Genomic DNA, 18852 nt, shown 5'->3' with positions numbered 1-18852 from the left:
GGATGTTGGCGGGCGGCGCGACGTTGGCCTGGACGACGGTGCTGCCGGCGAACAGCCCGGAGGTGACGGTCCCGATCAGGGTGAAGGTGACCACGGCGCCCGCGATGGTGGTGGTGGAGTTGCCGGAGATGGTGGAGGTCTGTCCGGTGTTCCAGGTGATGGTGCCCGGAACGCGGTCGGCGTGCCGTCCCGGGACATTCCCCTTATCTCATGAGTCGGGCCCGCCGTCAGGAAGCCGGCGGTGACCTGATGTGGCCACGTCCGGGCTCGGGGCGCACGCCCTGCCGGCGGGACCACAAGGCCCAGTCGGCTGACAGATGCGGCGGAGCCCCGCGTTGCCTGATCGTCTAGGGATGTCTCTCTTGACGGCCGTCGTCCGTTCGCGGCGCACGATGGGCTTGTTCATCGCGGTCATGTTCGCCGCGTCCGCGGTCATGTTCACTCCTCATGCGGCGGCCGGTTCCGGGAGGGGCGTCCGGGCGGCAGCCGCGGCGCCGCGGCTGCCGTTGCTGGTTCGCAGGAGTAGTGACGGGCGGTTGTTCTCCTATGAGCCCGCGGCGACCGGCGCCGGTCTGCGGGCGGGGGTGGATCTGGGAGGCGGGTACGCGGCGGCGACGGCGATCCTGCGGGCGAACGTGTCCGGAGCGGGCAACAGCGACGTGTACTTCCGGCTCGGCGGCAGCCTGTTCTACACGGCCGAGCGAGGCAGCGGCACCAGGCGGATCGGGCCGGGCTGGGACGCCTACAACCTGCTGATGTCGCCGGGTGACATGGGCGGTGCCGCGGCGCCGGACATTCTCGCGCGGGACGCGGACGGCGCCCTGTGGCTGTTCCAGGGCAAGCCCGACGGCACCCTCCTGGACCGCGTCCAGGTCGGGCCGGGGGGCTGGAACACCATGAGCGCGCTGGCCGGATACGGCGACTACACCGGCGACGGCAAGAACGACCTGCTGGCCCGCAGCACCGGCGGCACCCTCTACATCTATCCGGGGACGGGCGGCGTCACCGCCAACGCCGTTCTGGGCACCCGGATCAGCGCGGGCACCGGCTGGGACGCCTACACCGCGCTGGTCTCCACCGGGGACAACGACGGAGACGGTAAGGCCGACCTGTTCGCCCGAGACGCGGCGGGCGCGTTGTGGCTGTTCAAGGGCACGGGTACGGCCTCGGCGCCGTTCGCCGCGCGCGTCAAGATCGGCGCATCGGGCTGGAACACCGCCGACGCCTTCCTCTGAGCCGCTTCACCGAAATCGCCGAATCACCGAAATCACCGAAATCACCGGAACGGTCGCCCATGCCCTTCACGTATCGACGCATGCAGCGGCGCGGCTTATCGCGGCGGCTGCTCGCGGTCGTCGCATCCGCCGCGATGCTCGCCACCACCGCCCCGCTGCCGGGCGGGCAGCCCACGCCCGCCGCGTACGCCGCCTCCACCTACGACTCCGGCCCCGACTCCGGCTACGACCTGGCCCGTGCCGCCGACGTGCGCGCGGCGCAATGCCTGCTGACCGTCGTCCAGCGCAAGGGCGGCCAGGCGCTCAAGTCCGTGGCGCGCAGCGGGTTGAAGGGCACGGAAGAGGAGCTCCTGCAGGTCGCCGACCCCGAGTACTGGAGCACGCCCGCGACCCAGCTGCATCTCGCCTCCACCATGGACCACAACTGGTTGCGGGCCAAGGCCGACGAGCTCAGCGGGCGGAATGAGGTGTGGGAGGAGTCCCTGGCCCTCTCACCACCGGCCGGCTACTCCGACGCCGCCTTCCACACGATCGCACAGAAGGACGACCCGTTCGTCAAGGCGGGCCTGTTCGGCTGGATCAACACGATGTTCTGGCAGGCCGAGGACGAGCTGTACGCCGACCGGACGCCGGCGGCGGGCCAGGACTCCGTGGAGGCGGCCACCAAGATCGCCGCCGAACGTTACCCCGAAGGCTCCGACTGGAACGCGCGCAACGCGTGGGAGGGCATGACGTTCATGCATCCCATGTACGCCGACGACGCGCGGCTCTTCCTGGAGCACGGCGGCTTCCCCACCAGCGCGCCCGACCCGGACAGCATGGAGTTCCGGATCGACGTCGAGAACCTCAAGGCCCGCTTCGCCTCCTGCACCAGCCACAACCCGCCCGATCCGTACAAGGTGCTGACCGCCGAACTGGTGGCCGCCTCCACGGAGTGGCAGGCCGAGATCGACGGCCAGCGCGCCCAGCGCGACACCATCCTGGCGGAGGAGGCCGAGGCCAACGCCGACCTTCAGGTCGCCACCCAGGCGCTCGGCGAGGCGCTCGGCCAGTCGATCATCGCGGCGCGGCTGGCGGGCTGGCAGGCGTACTGGCTCAAGCAGACACCCGACACCCCGTTCTACCCGGACGCGGCCGAGTTCCCCCGGGTCAGGAACGACATCGTCAAGGCGCAGGGGCTGGCGCTGGGCCGGGTGTTCGTCGCCTCCCGCGCCGCCCAGTCCGCACAGCAGCACGCCGCCGCGGCGGTGGCGGCCCAGCAGGCCGCCTACCAGATCGCCGATGCCGCGCACCTTCCGCGCGGCCGGGGCCTGCTGTACGGGCAGCAGGCCGTACAGGTCACCCGTGCCTCGGCCGCCGCCACGCTGGCCGTCGCCAAGGCGACCGAGACCGCCGCGAACGCCACCCGCGCCTCGGCCGCCGACAGCAAGACGCTGATGGCGCTGGCCGAGACCCAGGCGCACGCCTCGCAGGCCGAGTTCCGCCGCGTCGCCGCCCAGGAAGCCGCCGCCCAGGCCAAGGCCGCCGCGCAGGGCGCCGCCGAGCAGGCCGCCCAGGCCGCGGTCAACGCCACCAAGGCCAAGGACGCGCAGGCCAGAGCCGAGGCCGCGGAACTGGCGGCCAAGGAGGCGGCCGACGACGCGCGGGCCAAGCGGGAGATCGCCGAGGCCGAGCGCGACAACGCCAGAACTCAGAAGGAGATCGCGGCCAGGCAGCAGGCCGTCGCCGCCGAGGCCGACGCCAGGGCCCAATCCGAGCGGCAGAAGGCGGCCACTCAACTCAGTGCCGCCCAGACTGCGGGAGCCACGGCGGCCGAGCGCAAACAAGTGGCTCTGGAGGCGGAGCGAACGGCGGCCACGGCCCGCAACGACGCGTTGCAAGCCGAAAGCGAGCGCGACGCCCTCCTGGTCAAGGCCGAGGCCCACGAGGCACACGCCGCCTCGGTCGAGGGCACCGACGCCGCCGGGGACGCCCGGACCGCCGCCACCCAGGCGCGGGCCGCGGCCGACCGGGCGACCACGGCGGCGACCAACGCCCGAGCCGCCGCCAACGCCGCCACCGCGGCGGCGACGGCGGCCCGCGAAGCCGCCACCCGGGCCGAGGCCGCCGCCTCCCGCGCCAAGGCGGCCTCCGACGCCGCCCAGCGCGACGTGGCGATCACCAACGCGGCGGTGAAGCAGGCTCACGCCGCGGCGGCCGACGCCATCGACGCCTCTGAGGCAGCGGCCGAGAACGTCCGCCTCGCCAAGATCTACGCCGACACCGCCAAGGCCAAGGCCGCCAAGGCCAAGGCGGACGCAGCCGTCTCCCGTAAGGAGGCCGACGCGGCGGGGGCGGACGCGGTCCGCACCGCGGGATTCGCCTATTCCACCGCGCAAGCGGCACTCGCGGCCCGCGACTCCGCCGCCCAGGTCGTCAAGCCGGCCAACGACGCGATCGAGCTCGGCTCCCCGTACCAGGAGACCGATGCCTCCGCGGGTCTGGCGGTTCTGACCGGGCAGGCGTCCAAGACCGTCGCCGCCCAGCAAGCCGCCGTCGCCAAGGCGAAGGCCGCGCAGGCGGCCAGGGCCGCCAAGGAGGCCGCGGCGCTGGCGGCCCTGGCCGACGCCGATGCCAAGGTCGCCGCGACCGCCGCCGCCGACGCCGCCGACTGGGCGGCCAAGGCCGCCCAGTCGCTCGCCGAGACGCAGGCCTCCGCGGCGCAGGCGGCGTCGGCGGCCAAGGCGGCGGTGCGGGCGGAAGCCGCGACCGTCGCCTACGATCGCCAGGCCACCGCGGACGCGGCGGCGGCCGCATCGGCCGCCGAAGCCGCCGGCGGATACGCCGGCGACGCCCGCGACTCGGCCACCGAAGCGGAGCGGGACGCGGCCTCGGCACGCCAGGCCGCCACCGCGGCCGAGAGCGACGCCGCCAAGGCCCGCGACGTGGCCACCCAGGCCGAGAAGGACGCCAGTACGGCGGAGAACGCCGCCGCTCACGCGCGCGAGCTGGCCGAAGAAGCGCAACGGGCCGCCGAACGCGCCGAGGCGGAAGCAGATCGGCAACGCGAGGCGGAACGGGCCTCGGAAGCGGGCCCGACAGGCATTCCCGGACTGATCGGCTTCGCCTGGGAGCCTTCGCTCGACATCGACCGCAGGGGCAACTGCACGGGAACCGGATCCGGTTGCCATGTCGACCTGGAGTATCACCTCTACGGGACGCAGGACTACTACCTGCTGAGCTGCACTCAGGCCGGCAAGGAGATCGCTGATTGCACCGCACCGCTGGTCGGTGACTACGTCGGCAGCGGGCCGTTCGACCTCCGTTTCACCAAACGGACCTACGTCGACGGGTGGGAGCTGACCCAGTCCGTGCTGGCGAGCCTGACCAAGGCTCTGGTCCACGACTACGTCGGCTGCTGGCGCAAGGTCACCGGCAGCGGAGGATCGCTCGGCAACTGCGCCTGGGCTTTCGGCGACATCGTCGTCCCGCCCGCGATCAAGGCGGGTTACCGGTACGCGCGAGCCGTGCGCATGGGCATCCGCGACGGCGGCAATCTGGCCGAGGCGGTCTTCCAGCTACGCAACTACTCGGGACTGTCCGCCACGGCCGTCACCCGGCTGGAGGTCGCGGCGGGACGAGCGATGGCGGCGGGACAGTGCTTCCCGGCCGGGACCCTGGTCGACACCGAGCACGGCCCGCGCCCCATCGAGCGGATACGGGTCGGAGACCGCGTCTGGTCCGCCGATCCGGCGACCGGCAGGCGCGGCCTGCACCGGGTCACCCGGCTGTTCCATCGTTCAGCGAACGCGCTGGTGAACATCACCGCGGCCGGCGGGGGGACGCTGTCCGCGACCGAAGGCCACCGGTTCTGGGTGCAGGGTCAGGGCTGGACGCAGGCGAAGGATCTGCGGCCCGGGGACGCGCTGCAGGAGCCGTCGGGGAAGGCAGCCCGCGTCGCCGCGGTGTCGCCCGGTGGCAGGGGCGCCGACGTGTACAACTTCGAGGTCGAAACCGATCACACCTATTACGTGTACGCGGGGTCGACACCCGTCCTGGTGCACAACGACTGCCTGCCCGAGATCGAACGGGGGACCCATGTCGTGCTCGGTATCGATCCGTACATCACGGAGTTGACGAAGGAGGTCCGGAAAACAGACCCCGCCGCGATCAACTTCCTGGGTCGTGCGTTCGCGGACCCCGGTGTCTCCGAACGACCTTTGTGGATGGACTTCGTCGACAGATCAGTGAGCACGCCTGGAGTCAAGCTCTCGGTCACTCTTGACGGTGTCGAGGACGAGACAGGCGCCCTCGTCACCGACCCGAACCGGGCGTTCGCGATCCAGGTGGCACGAGCCGAAAAGGTACCGGCAGGGGATTGGGAGACAATCGCCGACAAGAAAAACAAGCTCGGGACCGCATGGGAGATGAGGCGCCTCAGGACCTCTTACGTCGTGGGCAACAAGGAGTGGGAGGACATCGACTTCTACATGACGCGAAACGGCAAGTTCGTCAAAGTAGAGGTGGACCGTCCAGCGCGGTGATCTCGCCGTCCGGGCGAGGGCCGGCGTCCGCCGCGACGCCGGCCGCCGAGTTCCGACGAGTGCAGGGCAAGAACGGGATCTTGGTGAAGCTCGCCACGGCGGCGCTGGAGCTGCCGGAGGAGATCGTCCGCAAGGCCCTGTATCCGGTGGTCGGTGAGCGGACGCTGGAAGACATCATCGCCGAGGCCAAGACGAACGAGAAAGAGCTGCGCACCCGGGTGCGGACCAAGCTGCGCGGCTCCTACTCCCACCACTACCGGCGCGGCCTGCCCAAGCTGCTCAAGGCGGTGAGGTTCCGCTCCAGCAACGACACCTTCAAGCCGGTGATGGACGCCCTGGACCTGCTGAAGCGCTACGACGGCTCCGACGCCGACTTCTACGCCGCCGCCGAGGCGGTGCCGTTGGAGCACGTGGTGCCTGAGGACTGGCGCGATGCGGTCCTTGACCCCGACAGCGGCCTGGTGGAGCGGATCCCGTACGGGCTGTGCGTGCTGGTCGCGCTGCGCAAGGCGATCCGGCGCCGCGAGATCTGGGTGGAGGGCGCCAACACCTGGCGCAACCCCGATGAGGATCTGCCCGCCGACTTCGAGGACAACCGGGACGTGCACGACGAAGCCCTCTCCAAGCCCCGCGACCCGGCCGACTTCATCGCCGACCTGCAAAAGCGGCACGTAGCGGCGCTGAATCGGCTGAACAAGGGCCTGAAGAAGGCCACGACGGGCGGGGTGAGCATCACCCGGCGCAAGGGCGAGCCGTGGATCAGCGTGCCGCCCCTGGGCAAGCAGATCGAGCCGGAGAACCTGGAGGCGCTGAAGGAGGAGATCACCCGCCGCTGGGGCGTGATCGACCTGCTGGACCTGATCAAGAACGTTGACCACGCCACGAAGTTCACCGGCGAGTTCACCTCGGTGGCCTCGCGCACGGTGACAGATGCGAAGGTGCTGCGCCGCCGGCTGCTGCTGTGCGCCTTCGGGCTGGGCACGAACATGGGGATCAAACGGGTCGCCGACGGCACCGCGGCGATCGAGGGGATGGAGGCCGATACCGAGGCGGCGCTGCGCCGGACCCGCCGGTTGTTCGTCAACCGTGACAACTTGCAGGCAGCGATCCGCACGGTGGTCAACAAGACGCTGGAGGTGCGCGATGTCTCGCTGTGGGGGCCGGGTACGGCGTGCACGTCGGACTCGCGCAAGTTCGGTTCCTGGTCGGCGAACTTCATGACCGAGTGGCACCAGCGCTACGGCGGCGCCGGGATCATGGTGTATTGGCACGTCGAGCGCAAGAACGTGTGCATCTACAGCCAGGTACGGTCGACGACGGACTCCGAGGTGGCCTCGATGATCGAGGGCCTGCTGCGGCATCTGACCAGCGCGGAGATCGATCGCCAGTACACCGATACGCATGGAGCTTCGATCGTGGGTTTTGCCTTCTCGCACTTGCTGGACTTCAAGCTGCTGCCCCGGCTGAAGAACATCGGCTCGGCCCGCCTGTACCGGCCGGGCCTGACCGAGGGCGAGGCCTGGCCGCAGCTGGAGGGCGTGCTGTCGGGCAAGACCATCGACTTCGAGCTGATCGCCAACCAGTACGACCAGATGATCAAGTACGCGACGGCGCTGCGGCTGGGCACCGCCGAGGCGCATCAGATGCTGCGCCGCTTCACCCGCGGCGGCCCCAAGCACCCCACCTACCGGGCCATCGAGGAACTCGGCCGGGTGATCCGCACCGTCTTCATCTGCGACTACCTGGCTGACGAAGAACTGCGCCGCGAAATCCACGAGGGCCTGAACGTGGTGGAGAACTGGAATTCGGCCAACAAGGACATCTTCTACGGTAAGGCCGGTGATCTGACCGGCGACGACCGTGAGCATGTCGAGGTCTCCGCCCTGGCGTTGCACCTGGTCCAGGCCGCGATCGTCTACCTGAACACCAGGATGGTCCAGATCGTCCTCGCCGAGCCGAAGTGGCGCAAGAAGCTCACCGACGCCGACCGGCGCGCCCTGTCGGCTCTGTTCTGGTCCCATCTGAACCTGTACGGCAAGTTCGAGCTCGACATGAGCAAACAGCTCGACCTCGGACCGGGCCCGAGCACCGCAGGTCAATAGTCAGGTGATCCGCTCTGAGTGCCGAACGATCTTGGAGTTCAACCAAGGCGACCCCCAAAAGCCACAACGCGATCGTGAGGTAGGGCGTGGGACGGCGTCCCCTGCCGCCGTCTCGCAGCCGTATGAAGGTACGGCCAAGCCATCTCCCCCGTGACGATCGCAGCTGCGGCTCGTATCGTCGTGGTTAGCCGGTACGGCGTGTCGGAACACGCGCCGATCGGGCGTGTGCGTTCAGCTGATGCTGATCACGACCTTGCCGCGGCTGTGCCCGCTCCCGACGTCGCGCTGTGCCTCCGCGGCGTGGTCGAGGGTGTATTCCGCTCTGATGTACACGGAGATTTGGCCCTTCTCGTGGTAGGAGAGCATCTCGATGAGACCTTCGGCGCTGCGGACACCGGTCCAGTCGCGGATGCCGAGGGCCGCGATCTCGTCGGAGAAGACCATGGTCACCACGCGTTCGGGGTCGTGGGCGATTTCGAGTGCCGCGCGGAGTCCGTCGACCTCGAATCCAAGAGCGGCGTCGATGCCGTTCGGGGCGATGGCGCGAAGCCGTTCCACGAGCCCGGGCCCGTAGGCGACCGGGACCGCCCCAAGGGATCGCAGGTAGTCATGGTTGGCCTCGCCGGCGGTGCCGATCACGGTGCTCGCCCCCATCGCCTTCGCGAGCTGGACCGCCATCGTCCCCAGCCCGCCGGACGCGCCGTTGATCAGGACGACGTCGCCGGTGGTCACGCGCATCTGATTGAGGGCGTTGCGGGCGCCCTGGGCAGCCCCGGAGAACCCGCCGGCGATTTTCCACGGCATGTCGGCCGGCTTTGGCGCGACCTGGTCGTACGGTACGACGATCCGTTCCGCGTAGCCGCCGAGCGTGCTGAACCCGAGGACGGCGTCGCCGGCCGAGAGTCCCGTGACGCCCGCACCGATCTGGTCGATCGTGCCGGTGAACTCGTTTCCCGGCACGATCGGGAAGTCGCCCACGAGCGCGCGGGGGAAGCGTCCCTCGCGGACGCCGCAGTCGAAGGGCTGAACCCCGGCGACCTTGACCTGGACACGTACCTGCCCGGCTTGCGCGTGGGGCTCGTCCAGTTCGACGGTGCGGAGCACCTCGGGGGGTCCGAACGAGGACAAGGCGGCGGCTTTCACTGGTGTCTCCTTCTGTCGACCTTCACTCGGGGGGCTGGGCGCCGTCTGCTGGAGGCGCCCATCTCATGGCGAACAGCTCGTATCCGGGGGGCCGGCCGGGCAACGGCCCCGCGGGAACGGCCCTGAGGCCGTCGAGCGCGATGACGATGACGCGTTCTCTGGCGTTCCGGGCGGCGTCGTCCAGTTCGGTGCGTCCCTGCCGCTGCAGCTGTTCCTGGAGCGGGGACTTGCAGAGTTGTTCGATGAGCAGCTCGAGATCGACCGGGGTCACTCCGGCGCGGAGCACCTTGGCCTGGTGTGCGCGCTCGACGAGCCGGGCCACCGCGCGGTCGCCCTGCCCCGCCAGATCGGTCATCTCGTCGGTGGGCTCGAAGGTGCCGGCCACCGGCGCCAGCGAACCGGGGCCCGAGCGGATCGACGCCATCGCGTAGTGCATCAGGCCCTGCCACGGATCGTCCATGGCCAGGCCCTGCGTCGCCGCGTCGAGGTATTCCCGCAGCGCGATCAGGCACAGCCGCTGGAACAGCTCCTGCTTCGTGCGGTAGCGCCGATACAGCGACCCAACACCGACCCCGGCTCGGGCCGCGATCGACGCCACCGACGCGTGCGCGCCGTCCACCGCCAGCACCTCGCGGGCCGCTCGCAGCAACGCCCGGTCGTTTCGGGCGACCTCCTCGCTGCGCCATGAATGCGAACTCGTCATGGAGGCAGTCTACACAGTTGCGGAGCGACTCGCTCCGCAACTATAATGGCGATGCGGAGCGAATCACTCCGCGATGAAGGAGGCGACATGGCCACCAGCACATCCGACATCGGCGACACCGATCCGGCACCCGGGCGCGCCCGGCTCCCCCGGCCGCTCCGGCCATTCCGGACGGACCAGTACCGGCTGCTGGCGAGCGCGCTCGCTCTGAGCCTGGCCGGCAGCGGCATGTGGGCGGTCGCGGTGGTGTGGCAGGTGATCGCGATCGGCGCGGGTCCGTCCGAACTCTCCCTGATCGCCACCGCGGGCGGCGTCGGACTGGTCGCGACCGCCCTGCTGGGAGGCGTCGTCGCCGACCGTGCGTCCCGGCGGCGCATCATCGTGCTCGCCCAGTCCGCCAAGGCGGTGGCCGCCGGCTCGGTGGCGGTCACCGCCACCATGGACCTGCTCACTCCCGGACAGCTCATCATGGTCGCCGTGGTGCTCGGCATCGCGGACGGGTTCTTCTATCCCGCCTACTCCGCACTCGTCCCCTCTGTCGTCCCGCAAGACGATCTACTCGCGGCCAATGGGATCGAAGGCGTGCTGAGGCCGACGCTGATGCAGGCGGCCGGGCCGGGCGCCGCCAGCGCACTGATCAGCGTCTTCGCGCCGAGCATGGCGTTCGCCGGTATCGCCGGCGTGCATCTGCTGGCCGCGACATGCACCGCCATCATGCCCGAGCCCGGGACACGCGGCCGTCCGGCGCGGCCGGGCAGCCCTGACCGGTCGGCGGTGAGCGACCTGCGGGCCGGGTTCGCCTACCTGCTCACGACGCCGTGGCTGGTCGGCACGCTGACGTTCGCCGTCACGCTCGTCCTGGTCACCGTCGGGCCGATCCAGATCCTGCTGCCGTTCGCGATCCGCGACCAGGGGGCGGACGGGCCACAGGCGTTCGCGCTGGCCCTGGCCTGCTACGGCCTCGGCGGGGTGAGCGGCTCGCTCACGATGTCCGCGCTGCCCCTTCCCCGGCGCTACCTGTCCGCAATGCTCCTGGCCTGGGGTGGAGGCTGTCTTCCGCTCGCCGTCCTCGGGGCGGCCGACCACCTGTGGGTCATGATCGCCGCGCTCTTCCTGTGTGGCGCCCTCACCTCCGGCGCCGGCGTCATCTGGGGAACACTGCTGCAACGTCGCGTCCCGCCCGCCATGCTCGGCCGAGTCTCCAGCCTCGACTTTTTCGTCTCGCTCAGCGCGGCCCCCCTGTCCATGGCGCTGGTCGGCCCGGCGGCGGCCGCCTGGGGAAGCCGGCCGGTCTTCCTCGTGGCAGCCGTTGCCCCGCTGACGGTCGCCGTACTGGCCATCGCGCTCGCCCGCCTCCGGCGTGACGAGATCGACCATCCCCTCACCCAAACGCGATGAGCAGGTCACGCCGCCACCAGGCTCAGAGGCAGGCTCAGACACGGGGTTATATGCGGGCATCAAGGCCGGGCGGGCGTGTGCCGTCGCGCAGCGCCTTCAGCGCACCGCCCCAGGCGATGACCTCGTCCAGCATGGCGCAGACCGCGCGCTCTTGGTGAGCGGCCGGTTTGAGGGCGCTGAAGTTCTCGAAATCGGTGGCCAGGGACAGGGCGACCTGGGAGCTCACGCCGGCCACCTTGAGCTCGCCCATGATCAGGCGCAGATGTTCCACCGCCCGAGCACCGCCCAGAGTGCCGTAGCCGACGAACCCGGCCGCCTTGTTGTGCCATTCGGCGTAGAGAAAGTCGATGGCGTTCTTCAACACGCCGGAGGTCGAGTGGTTGTACTCGGGCGTGATGAACACGTAGGCGTCGAAGGAGGAGATCTTGTCGGCCCATTTCCTGGTATGGGGAAGCTCGTAGCGTCCCATCGCGGGCGGCATCGCCTCATCCAGGTGCGGCAGGCCGAAGTCCTTGAGATCGACGAGTTCGAACCGGGCATCATCGCGCGTCGCCGCGAGATCGTGAACCCAGCGGGCAACCGCCTCCCCATTGCGCCCCGGACGTGTGCTCCCGATGATGATCGCGACATTGATCATGGGTCGTTGCCCCTTCGATTGTGGCTGTTCGGAACACGAGTACGCGCTGACGTCGGCGGCTCCACCGCAATCTCAGCTCTCCCGCTCCTCGGTCGAGGAAGCCCCATCCCGATGCGGAGCAAAATGCTCCGCAGGCTGGACTTTATAGCGGAGTGCTCCGCTCCGCAACCACGGCAGGATCGGCGCCGCAACCCCACGCCGTGCTGCGCCCCTCGGCAAACCAAGGTCTCTAGCCAGGCGTCGGCCACGAGCAGGATGTCCGCACGCGCTCCGAGCGCCACTGGCCGGCCTCCAGCACCAGCTGAGCCACCGCGCGCAACCGGGGCGGCGGTGACCCGGCGGCTTCGTCCTTCGGGGCCCAGGCGGATCGCATCCAGGATCGCGGTCCAGGAGGTACAACGCTCTCCAGCGCCGTGACAGACGAGTACGGCCTCTCCGTCTTGAGTGACGCTGCCTGTCTGGAAAGACGCTGTCTTGCCAGAGCGCTACTGCCTCGACTGTGAACCTCCACCAGCCAGCCTCCTGCAGGCCGGGGACAACCTGGCCGACACCCCTACCGGGTCCTACGCCGACCAGATCACCGCAGCCACCCAGGGGATGAAGGGCGCTGTCGAGGTGCTGGAGGAACTGGCCGCCAAGGCCAAGTCATACGAGGCGTCCACAGCCCGGGACCGGTAGGCCGGCCACGACCAACAAAACACCGCCCCCGCGCCCCGGCTACGCCCTATCCAGGGTCTTCTTGGGCTGGCGGGGCACGGTGTCGCCCTTCAGATGCCCGTACACCGTCGAGCGCGGCACCCCGAACAAGTCCGCGATCTGCTGGACGGTCTTGTCCCGCGTGTCGTACAGCTGCTGAGCGAGGGCGGCCTGGTCGGCTGTCAGCTTGGGCCGGCGTCCGCCGACCCGGCCGCGGGCGCGGGCGGAGGCCAGGCCGTCCATCGTGTTGGCGACGATCAGCTCGCGCTGCAGCTCGGCCAGGACCGACAGCATGCCGAACATCGCCCGGCCCTCCATCGTGTCGGTGTCGATGCCCTGCTCGATCACATGCAGTCCCACCTTGCGCTCCCGCAGGTCCGCCCCAAGAGTGACCAAGTGCAAGACTGAGCGCGACAGCCGGTCCAACCGGGTGACCTTCAGCGTGTCGCCCTCACGCAGCAGCTTGAGGACCAGGTCGAGGCTGGGCCGGGAGGACTTGGCGCCACTGGCCTTGTCCAGATGGATGTCGTTGCGACCGACACCCGCGCGCAGCAGCGCGTCGATCTGGTGGTCGGGGTTCTGGTCGGCGGTACTGACCCGCGCGTAGCCGAAGAGCACTGTCGAAATCTACTCCACGCACCGTTCACCGACATTAATTTTCGACACGAGTTATCGACAGTGTCCACCTGCGGCTCCGCGATCGGTCCGGCAAGTGTCGACAGACGACCGTTATTCGACACTGAGATGACCATGCGCGCAACCACACAAAGTAACAATGATTACTCGACGCTACTTTGCGGCTGGTGACGTGGACCCGAGTGGGGGGCCTCCTTGCCGCCCGACGCCTTGTTGATCGCGCCGAGCTCGTTGCTCCACCACATCCCCATCGCGCCGTTGCCGGTGGCGAACAGCGACCCGTCCACGTTCCTGGCGCCCAGCCGGACGCTCGTGGCGGCGTCGGGCGAGCCCTTGGTGTCGATCAGCTTCCGGTGCACGGCCCACCACGCCTTGATCGTGCCGGCCGAGACGCCGATCCTGTTGCCGTCGTAGAACGACTCGCCCCGCTGCGCGGCGAAGATCTGCAGGAAGGCCGGGTTGAACGCCTGCTGCGTCCCGTAGACTCCGCCGCTCCTCGCGGTGATCCTGGCGGCCAGGTCGATGTACTGCTCCCAGGTCCACGCGGTGCGGCCGGGCAGCTTCTGCCCGGCGGCCTCGATCGCCTTCGGGTCCGCGATCAGGTCCCAGGTGTTGACGCCGGTGGGGATGCCGTACTGCTTGTCGTCGATGGCGCCGGTGGACAGGACCTTGCCGTCGACGTCGGCGGTGTCGACGCGGCCGGATAGGTCGGCGAGGGTGCCCCGCTCGGCGTACTCCCGCAGGCCGCGGATCTCGATCGTGATGACGTCGGGCGCGGCACGGCTCGCGACGTCCGTGGTCAGCTTCTCGTAGTAGGCGCCGAAGTCGGAGAATTCCCCTACGACGTCGATGTCCGGGTGCTTCGCCTCGAACCGCCTGATCGCCTCTTCGGTCCGCTGCTGCCGGACGTCGCTGCCCCAATAGGCGAAACGTAACGTGACCTCGCCTCCGGCGCTGCCGCCGCCGCACGCCGAAGTGACGATCAGGACGGCGGTGGCCAGCGACGCCGCCGTCCACGTCGTCTTGCCGGAGCCCATGGTCTTCCTCCTGGGGGGTCCGCCCGAATGGGCTCTCCGCCGGAAACCGGGACCGAAGAAGATCGCAAGGCTACCCCGGAGCTCGGTGCCGCCGCACGCGAGACGGCGGCCGTACCCGAGACCGGCTCATCCCCATCGCCGACGCGAGCACGAGGATCCGGGACCGGCTCAACCCGCCATCGCGAGCGCCAGCGCGAGCAGCAGGGCGGCGGGCAGCGCCGCGTTCACCCAGCTCCACCAGCGGGCGGCCCACAGGGCAGGCCGGCGCAGGACGGCCAGCGCGACCGCCGCCGCCAGCACGCCCGCGCCGGCGAGCCAGACGAACGGCGGCACCACCTCCCACGGCCCGCCGTTGCGCGCCACCAGCAGCAGGAACATCCCGGACAGCGTGCGCCCGGCGATCGACAGCCGGTCGCGCAACCGGCCACGGACCGCCGCGACCGCCAGGCCGAGCCCGCCGAACGTGAGGAGCAGCATCACGATCCCCTGCGCCGACAGCGCGCTCCGCTCGCCGGGCACCGCCACGCCCAGCAGGCGCAGCCCCACCGCGTCCACCGGCTTGGCCGTGCTGCTGAGCACGACCACACCGCGCCGGGTGGCCGGGTCGTAGCCGGCGAACGAGGTGAACCCGCCCGTGGCGCCGTTGTGCCAGGTGATGGTCCTGGTGTCGTAGCGGGTGGTGAACCAGCCGTAGCCGACGCGGCGGCGTTCGTCCTCGTCCCAGCGCGGTGTGGCGGCGCCGGCGCCGGGAGCCGAGCCGTTCATGACGGCGCCGACCAGCTTGGCGAGGTCTTCGGCGGTGGACCAGACGCCGCCGCCCGCCGGGGCGTGACCGTCGCTGCGCCAGAACGCCATGGTCAGCCCGTTCCGCGCGCGCCCGGTCGCGTGCCGGGCCGGCAGGGCGTCTCCGGGGCCGAGCGCGACGGTCGAGGTCATGCCCAGCGGGGTGAGCAGGCGGGTGCGCAACAGGTCCGCGTACGTGGTGCCGGAGCGCTCGGCCAGCGCCAGGCCGAGCAGCGACATGCCCAGGTTGGAGTAGGCGACCGTGCCGCGCGGGCCGGCCTTGACGGCTGCCGCGTCGGCGAGCACCTCGTCGGGGCCGGCGCCCCCGTACGGGTCGGCCCCGGTGTACGGGCCCAGCAGCGCTCCGGCGAGGAGCCGCCCCGACATGCGCAGCCGGGGCAGCCCCGAACGGTGCGAGGCCAGCTCGGCCAGGGTCGCCGGGGTGGACAGCCCCGCGCGCGGCAGCAGGTCGCGGACCGGCGTGCCGGGAGACAGCCCGTCCTCGGCCAGGTCCGCGAGCAGCATGCCGGTCATCGTCTTGGTGATCGAGCCGATCTCGTACGCGGTACGCTCGTCAGCCGGACGGCTGCCGTCGGCGGTGCCCAGCCCGGCGAACCGGGTCCGGCCGCCCTCCAGCAACGCCACGGACAAGCCCTGGTAGCCGTCCTCGCCGGCGGCTTTCAGCACGTCACGGGCCAGGGCGGCGTCGCCCGTCCGCTGCGGGCCGAGCGACGGCGGGCGGGGCACCATCAGCCCGGCCAGCACGCACACCACCAGCGCCGACACCGCCGCCAGCACGTGGCCGGAGCCTGGACGAGCACCCGCCGCCCTCCTGAACGCCATACTCATGGGGATGCTCCTGTCGATGATCTGCCATCCCCACACAACCCGACAGCCGGGCACGGCGGCCACCAAGCGGACCGCACGATCGCGACGGTGGATGACCGCCCCGATCATGCGGTCAACCTCATTGACAGCTCACCAACCCGGGACGCCGACTCCCGGGACACGGTCGTGCATCACGCTCCCCGGGAGGTAGACGGCGAGCTGCCTGGCCTCGCCGGTACCCGGGCCGGGGAACTCACTTCCCGCTGTGGCGGGGATGGCGATCAGGAACGCGGGCCGAAGCCCTGGGCCGCGAGCCAGGTGGCGCAGAGGCCGGTCCAGGCGGACGCGGCCGGATCGTCCTGGGCGAGCCCCAGCCCGTGCTCGCCCCCGGGGAAGATGTGGAGCTCGAACGGTGTGCCGGCGCGGGCCAGCCCGGCGGCGAACAGCAGGCTGTCGCCGACCGGCACCACCTGGTCGGCGGCGGTGTGCCAGAGGAAGACCGGCGGGGTCCCGGCTGTCACGTTCAGGTGGGCCGACAGGGCCGCGGCCTGCTCCTGGCCGCCGCCGGTGCCGAGCAGGCGGCGGCGCGAGGAGGACTGCGCGCCGGTGAGGTCGATGACCGGGTACCCGAGCACCACGACATCCGGGCGCTCACCGCCGACCTCACCGCCGACCTCACCGCCGGCCTCGGCTACGGCGAGGGTGGCGGCGAGATGACCGCCGGCGGAGAACCCCATGACGGCGACCCGGGCGGCGCCGCGTTCCCTGACGACCTTCACCGCCTGGCGCAGGTCGTTCAGAGGAGCCGGATGCAGCGGCTCGCGGGCCGGTTCCCCTCCGGCCACCCTGTAGTGGAGCACATAGGCGTCGAGGCCCAGCGTGACCAGCCAGCGGGCCACGTCCGTGCTCTCGTGCTCGGCCAGCCTGGCGTAACCACCACCGGGGCACACCACCACCGCACTCGTCGTGGGCGTGCCGTCGGCTCCGTGCAGCGTCAGGCGGGGCGGCTCGCCGGTGGCCGGGCCGGGAGGAGCCGCCGGCCAGAGGGGGATGTCGATCATGCCCCGCGACTCTACCGGGGAGGTGTCCGGCCGGTCAGGTGACGGATTCGCCGGCCGTGCGGACTCTGTAGCGTCATCACAGCCGCCTGGCCGGGCATCATGTGCATGCGTGCCCGGCCAGGCGTAGCGCCTCGCGTTCAGGACGTGGCCGGCGCCCCCGTAACCGCTTGGCCGCCTGCGGGCTGCCGGGCGATCCTGTCAGGTGGCCGTCATGGCGAACGCGTCCACCCACAGGCGCTGCTTGTCCTCCCCTGACCGACCAGGTACGTCGCGCGCAGCTTCGGCGGCAGGGTGCGGCAGCAGCCGGGCCACGACCTTGATGTGCTCGCGCAGCTGCGACACCTCCGCGTTGGCGAGGATCTGGTGCACGGTGTCGGAGTCGGCGGTGCCCTCGTCGTGCCCGGCCGCCGCCGCCAGCCGCGCCTCCCACGCGTCCACCTCGGCCGCCAGGTCGCGGATGCCGATGGAGCGGCGCCCCGACAGCCGGTGCCGCAACTGCGCCAGGGGGATCGGCGCGTACTCGCCGTCGCCCAGGTAGATCAGCCCGCTCTTCAGCGGCCCGCCCACCCGGTGCAGCTTGATCAGCCGCTCCAGCGTGCGCCTGGTCACCCACTGGCGGCCCTCGTCGTCGATGTCGTTCTTCCACCACTCCAGCACCGTCTCGGCCACCTCGCCGTAGGTGTCGATCAGCCACTGGTTCGCCGGGATGTCGTCGGGACGCACCTCGTAGCTGACGGTGAAGCGGCTGGCCTGCGCCACGTTGTTGGAGCTGACCAGCAGCTTGCGGCCCAGGTGGTAGGGCGGGTTCTGGAGCGCCACCTGGGCGCGCAGGCCGGGGATGGGCCGCCCGGCCAGCGACCACTCCTGGGCGACCTCCATCAGCCTGGCGAACGCCGACTTGTCCTTGGGCCGGTTGTACTCGTCCCAGACCGGTACCTTGGGGTCGGGCCCCAGCAGGGCTCGGGTCAGCAGCACCTCGAGAGTCCCGTCGGGGGCGGGGATCGGCACGCACAGGTCCTCGACGTTGGTGACCGGCAGCGAGAAGTACGCCGGCGGGCGCCCGATCTCCTCGGCGACGACCTGCTTGGTGATCTCGGTCTTGCCGCAGCCGGGCGGCCCCTGCAGCAGGACCGCCCACCGGTTGCGGACGGCCGCGCGCAGGATACGCCGCACCGGGTCGGCGACGTGGCCGGGGTTCGCGGCGCCGACCCGGTGCGGCCGAGGATCTCGCCGGTGCGGTCCGCGCCCGGCGACCCGTCGCCGGACGGCTCGGCCAGCGCCACTCTGGAGCCGTTCAGCAGCGGCAGGCCCCAGCGCAGCGGGAATCCCTCGCGAGCGCAGTCGAGCACGTGCTCCAGCGTGCGCGGCGACAGCAGATGCCGCAGGTACGGGCTCAGCCCCGACCAGATCCTGAACACCTCCGTGAGATCCCAGCTCGTGCCGGGCCGCGAGATGGCGGCGCCAGGCGGTGTCGTTGGCGGTGATGCGTACCGTCACCACGCGGTCGAGCACGGCCAGGTCGCCGCGGCGCGCGCCCGTCTCGGCCACCGACTCGTTGTCGGTCAGGAACACGCCGACGCAGCCCAGCGCGCGCAGGTCGTGCTCGCCCAGCGTCCAGTTGCAGGCCACCTACATGAGCTGCGACTGGATCGTGTCACGCGCCTGCAGCGAGTGGTCGATCAGCAGCACGAACGGCCGCCCGGGGCTGAGTTGCCGCATGATGAGCTGCCGCAGCGCGAGCTTCGCCCCGCTCGGTCCGTACGGGGGCGTTGACCAGCAGGTCGTCGGGCGTCAGGTTGGCGGCGGGGACCAGCACCACCTCGGTGCCGGGATGGGCGCGGGGGATGTAGGACAGGAACGTCGAGGTCTTGCCGATGCCGTGCTCGCCGAACACCTGCCCGGTCTGCCCCATGGCCAGCATCGCGTCGATGAACCGTTCGAGGCGCGATCGGTCGCCCTACTCGGGAGGGTCGGGGTAGGTGGCGTTGGGCTTCCACCCGGCCGGGATGCTGGTCACGCGGGGTCGTCTCCGGTTTCTCGTCGGGGCCGAAATGAGCGTTCATCCCGGGG

General features: G+C 70.8%; 14 protein-coding genes. 5 read left to right on the top strand and 9 right to left on the bottom strand.

Annotated features, from left to right (window positions below; all coding sequences use genetic code 11):
• Window positions 1–353 precede the first annotated feature (353 nt).
• From AB0J64_RS54205 to AB0J64_RS54195, 3 genes are read left to right on the top strand one after another with little or no spacing between them, the layout of a single operon-like run.
• Window positions 354–1235 (top strand): VCBS repeat-containing protein, encoded by an 882-nt coding sequence (locus AB0J64_RS54205; RefSeq protein ID WP_364045903.1) that lies wholly within the window; start codon window positions 354–356, stop codon window positions 1233–1235.
• A 59-nt stretch (window positions 1236–1294) separates the two neighbouring features.
• Complete coding sequence (locus tag AB0J64_RS54200) at window positions 1295–5758, top strand: polymorphic toxin-type HINT domain-containing protein (RefSeq protein WP_364045901.1); 4464 nt, start codon at window positions 1295–1297, stop codon at window positions 5756–5758.
• Window positions 5683–7860, top strand: a complete 2178-nt coding sequence (locus AB0J64_RS54195) for a Tn3 family transposase (protein WP_364045899.1) — start codon at window positions 5683–5685, stop codon at window positions 7858–7860. Before AB0J64_RS54200 ends, AB0J64_RS54195 begins: the two co-directional genes overlap by 76 nt.
• A gap of 231 nt (window positions 7861–8091) precedes the next feature.
• Here the strand turns inward: AB0J64_RS54195 and AB0J64_RS54190 are convergent, their stop codons facing one another.
• The gene (locus AB0J64_RS54190; protein WP_364045897.1) at window positions 8092–9003 is read right to left on the bottom strand and encodes an NADP-dependent oxidoreductase; all 912 of its coding nucleotides are present in this window, start codon (window positions 9001–9003) and stop codon (window positions 8092–8094) included.
• A gap of 22 nt (window positions 9004–9025) precedes the next feature.
• Complete coding sequence (locus tag AB0J64_RS54185; protein ID WP_364045895.1) at window positions 9026–9706, bottom strand: helix-turn-helix domain-containing protein; 681 nt, start codon at window positions 9704–9706, stop codon at window positions 9026–9028.
• 87 nt (window positions 9707–9793) lie between these two features.
• Here AB0J64_RS54185 and AB0J64_RS54180 point away from each other — a divergent pair, with 87 nt between their 5' ends.
• Window positions 9794–11104 carry an MFS transporter gene (locus tag AB0J64_RS54180; protein WP_364045893.1) on the top strand — a complete coding sequence of 437 codons (1311 nt, stop codon included), beginning with the start codon at window positions 9794–9796 and terminating at the stop codon, window positions 11102–11104.
• Between the two features lie 46 nt (window positions 11105–11150).
• Here AB0J64_RS54180 and AB0J64_RS54175 read toward each other — a convergent pair whose 3' ends face one another.
• Complete coding sequence (locus AB0J64_RS54175) at window positions 11151–11741, bottom strand: NAD(P)H-dependent oxidoreductase (protein WP_364045891.1); 591 nt, start codon at window positions 11739–11741, stop codon at window positions 11151–11153.
• 474 nt (window positions 11742–12215) lie between these two features.
• Here AB0J64_RS54175 and AB0J64_RS54170 point away from each other — a divergent pair, with 474 nt between their 5' ends.
• Window positions 12216–12419 (top strand): hypothetical protein, encoded by a 204-nt coding sequence (locus tag AB0J64_RS54170; RefSeq protein ID WP_364045889.1) that lies wholly within the window; start codon window positions 12216–12218, stop codon window positions 12417–12419.
• A 39-nt stretch (window positions 12420–12458) separates the two neighbouring features.
• On the opposite strand, the gene AB0J64_RS54165 is transcribed toward AB0J64_RS54170, so the two are convergent.
• The 6 genes from AB0J64_RS54165 to AB0J64_RS54140 form a co-directional block, all read right to left on the bottom strand.
• Window positions 12459–13055, bottom strand: a complete 597-nt coding sequence (locus AB0J64_RS54165) for a recombinase family protein (RefSeq protein WP_364045887.1) — start codon at window positions 13053–13055, stop codon at window positions 12459–12461.
• A 161-nt stretch (window positions 13056–13216) separates the two neighbouring features.
• On the bottom strand, window positions 13217–14110 hold the full coding sequence (locus tag AB0J64_RS54160; protein ID WP_364045885.1) for an extracellular solute-binding protein: 894 nt from the start codon (window positions 14108–14110) through the stop codon (window positions 13217–13219).
• Window positions 14111–14278: 168 nt separating this feature from the next.
• On the bottom strand, window positions 14279–15742 hold the full coding sequence (locus tag AB0J64_RS54155) for a serine hydrolase domain-containing protein (RefSeq protein ID WP_364045883.1): 1464 nt from the start codon (window positions 15740–15742) through the stop codon (window positions 14279–14281).
• A 260-nt stretch (window positions 15743–16002) separates the two neighbouring features.
• Window positions 16003–16782, bottom strand: a complete 780-nt coding sequence (locus AB0J64_RS54150; RefSeq protein WP_364045881.1) for an alpha/beta hydrolase — start codon at window positions 16780–16782, stop codon at window positions 16003–16005.
• 198 nt (window positions 16783–16980) lie between these two features.
• Window positions 16981–18411 carry an AAA family ATPase gene (locus AB0J64_RS54145; protein ID WP_364045879.1) on the bottom strand — a complete coding sequence of 477 codons (1431 nt, stop codon included), beginning with the start codon at window positions 18409–18411 and terminating at the stop codon, window positions 16981–16983.
• A 25-nt stretch (window positions 18412–18436) separates the two neighbouring features.
• Complete coding sequence (locus tag AB0J64_RS54140) at window positions 18437–18694, bottom strand: hypothetical protein (protein WP_364045877.1); 258 nt, start codon at window positions 18692–18694, stop codon at window positions 18437–18439.
• Between the last annotated feature and the right edge of the window lie 158 nt (window positions 18695–18852).

Source organism: Nonomuraea sp. NPDC049695, from assembly GCF_040674955.1.
Lineage (GTDB): Bacteria > Actinomycetota > Actinomycetes > Streptosporangiales > Streptosporangiaceae > Nonomuraea > Nonomuraea helvata.
Note: the sequence above shows the minus strand (reverse complement) of the source record. Positions and strands in the feature narration are given on the sequence as shown.

Coding starts and splice junctions, on each gene's coding strand:
- AB0J64_RS54175 (WP_364045891.1), bottom strand. CDS start 11,741: ATGATCAATGTCGCGATCATCATCGGGAGCACACGTCCGGGGCGCAAT.
- AB0J64_RS54140 (WP_364045877.1), bottom strand. CDS start 18,694: ATGGGGCAGACCGGGCAGGTGTTCGGCGAGCACGGCATCGGCAAGACC.
- AB0J64_RS54205 (WP_364045903.1), top strand. CDS start 354: ATGTCTCTCTTGACGGCCGTCGTCCGTTCGCGGCGCACGATGGGCTTG.
- AB0J64_RS54160 (WP_364045885.1), bottom strand. CDS start 14,110: ATGGGCTCCGGCAAGACGACGTGGACGGCGGCGTCGCTGGCCACCGCC.
- AB0J64_RS54200 (WP_364045901.1), top strand. CDS start 1,295: ATGCCCTTCACGTATCGACGCATGCAGCGGCGCGGCTTATCGCGGCGG.
- AB0J64_RS54185 (WP_364045895.1), bottom strand. CDS start 9,706: ATGACGAGTTCGCATTCATGGCGCAGCGAGGAGGTCGCCCGAAACGAC.
- AB0J64_RS54180 (WP_364045893.1), top strand. CDS start 9,794: ATGGCCACCAGCACATCCGACATCGGCGACACCGATCCGGCACCCGGG.
- AB0J64_RS54150 (WP_364045881.1), bottom strand. CDS start 16,782: ATGATCGACATCCCCCTCTGGCCGGCGGCTCCTCCCGGCCCGGCCACC.
- AB0J64_RS54155 (WP_364045883.1), bottom strand. CDS start 15,742: ATGAGTATGGCGTTCAGGAGGGCGGCGGGTGCTCGTCCAGGCTCCGGC.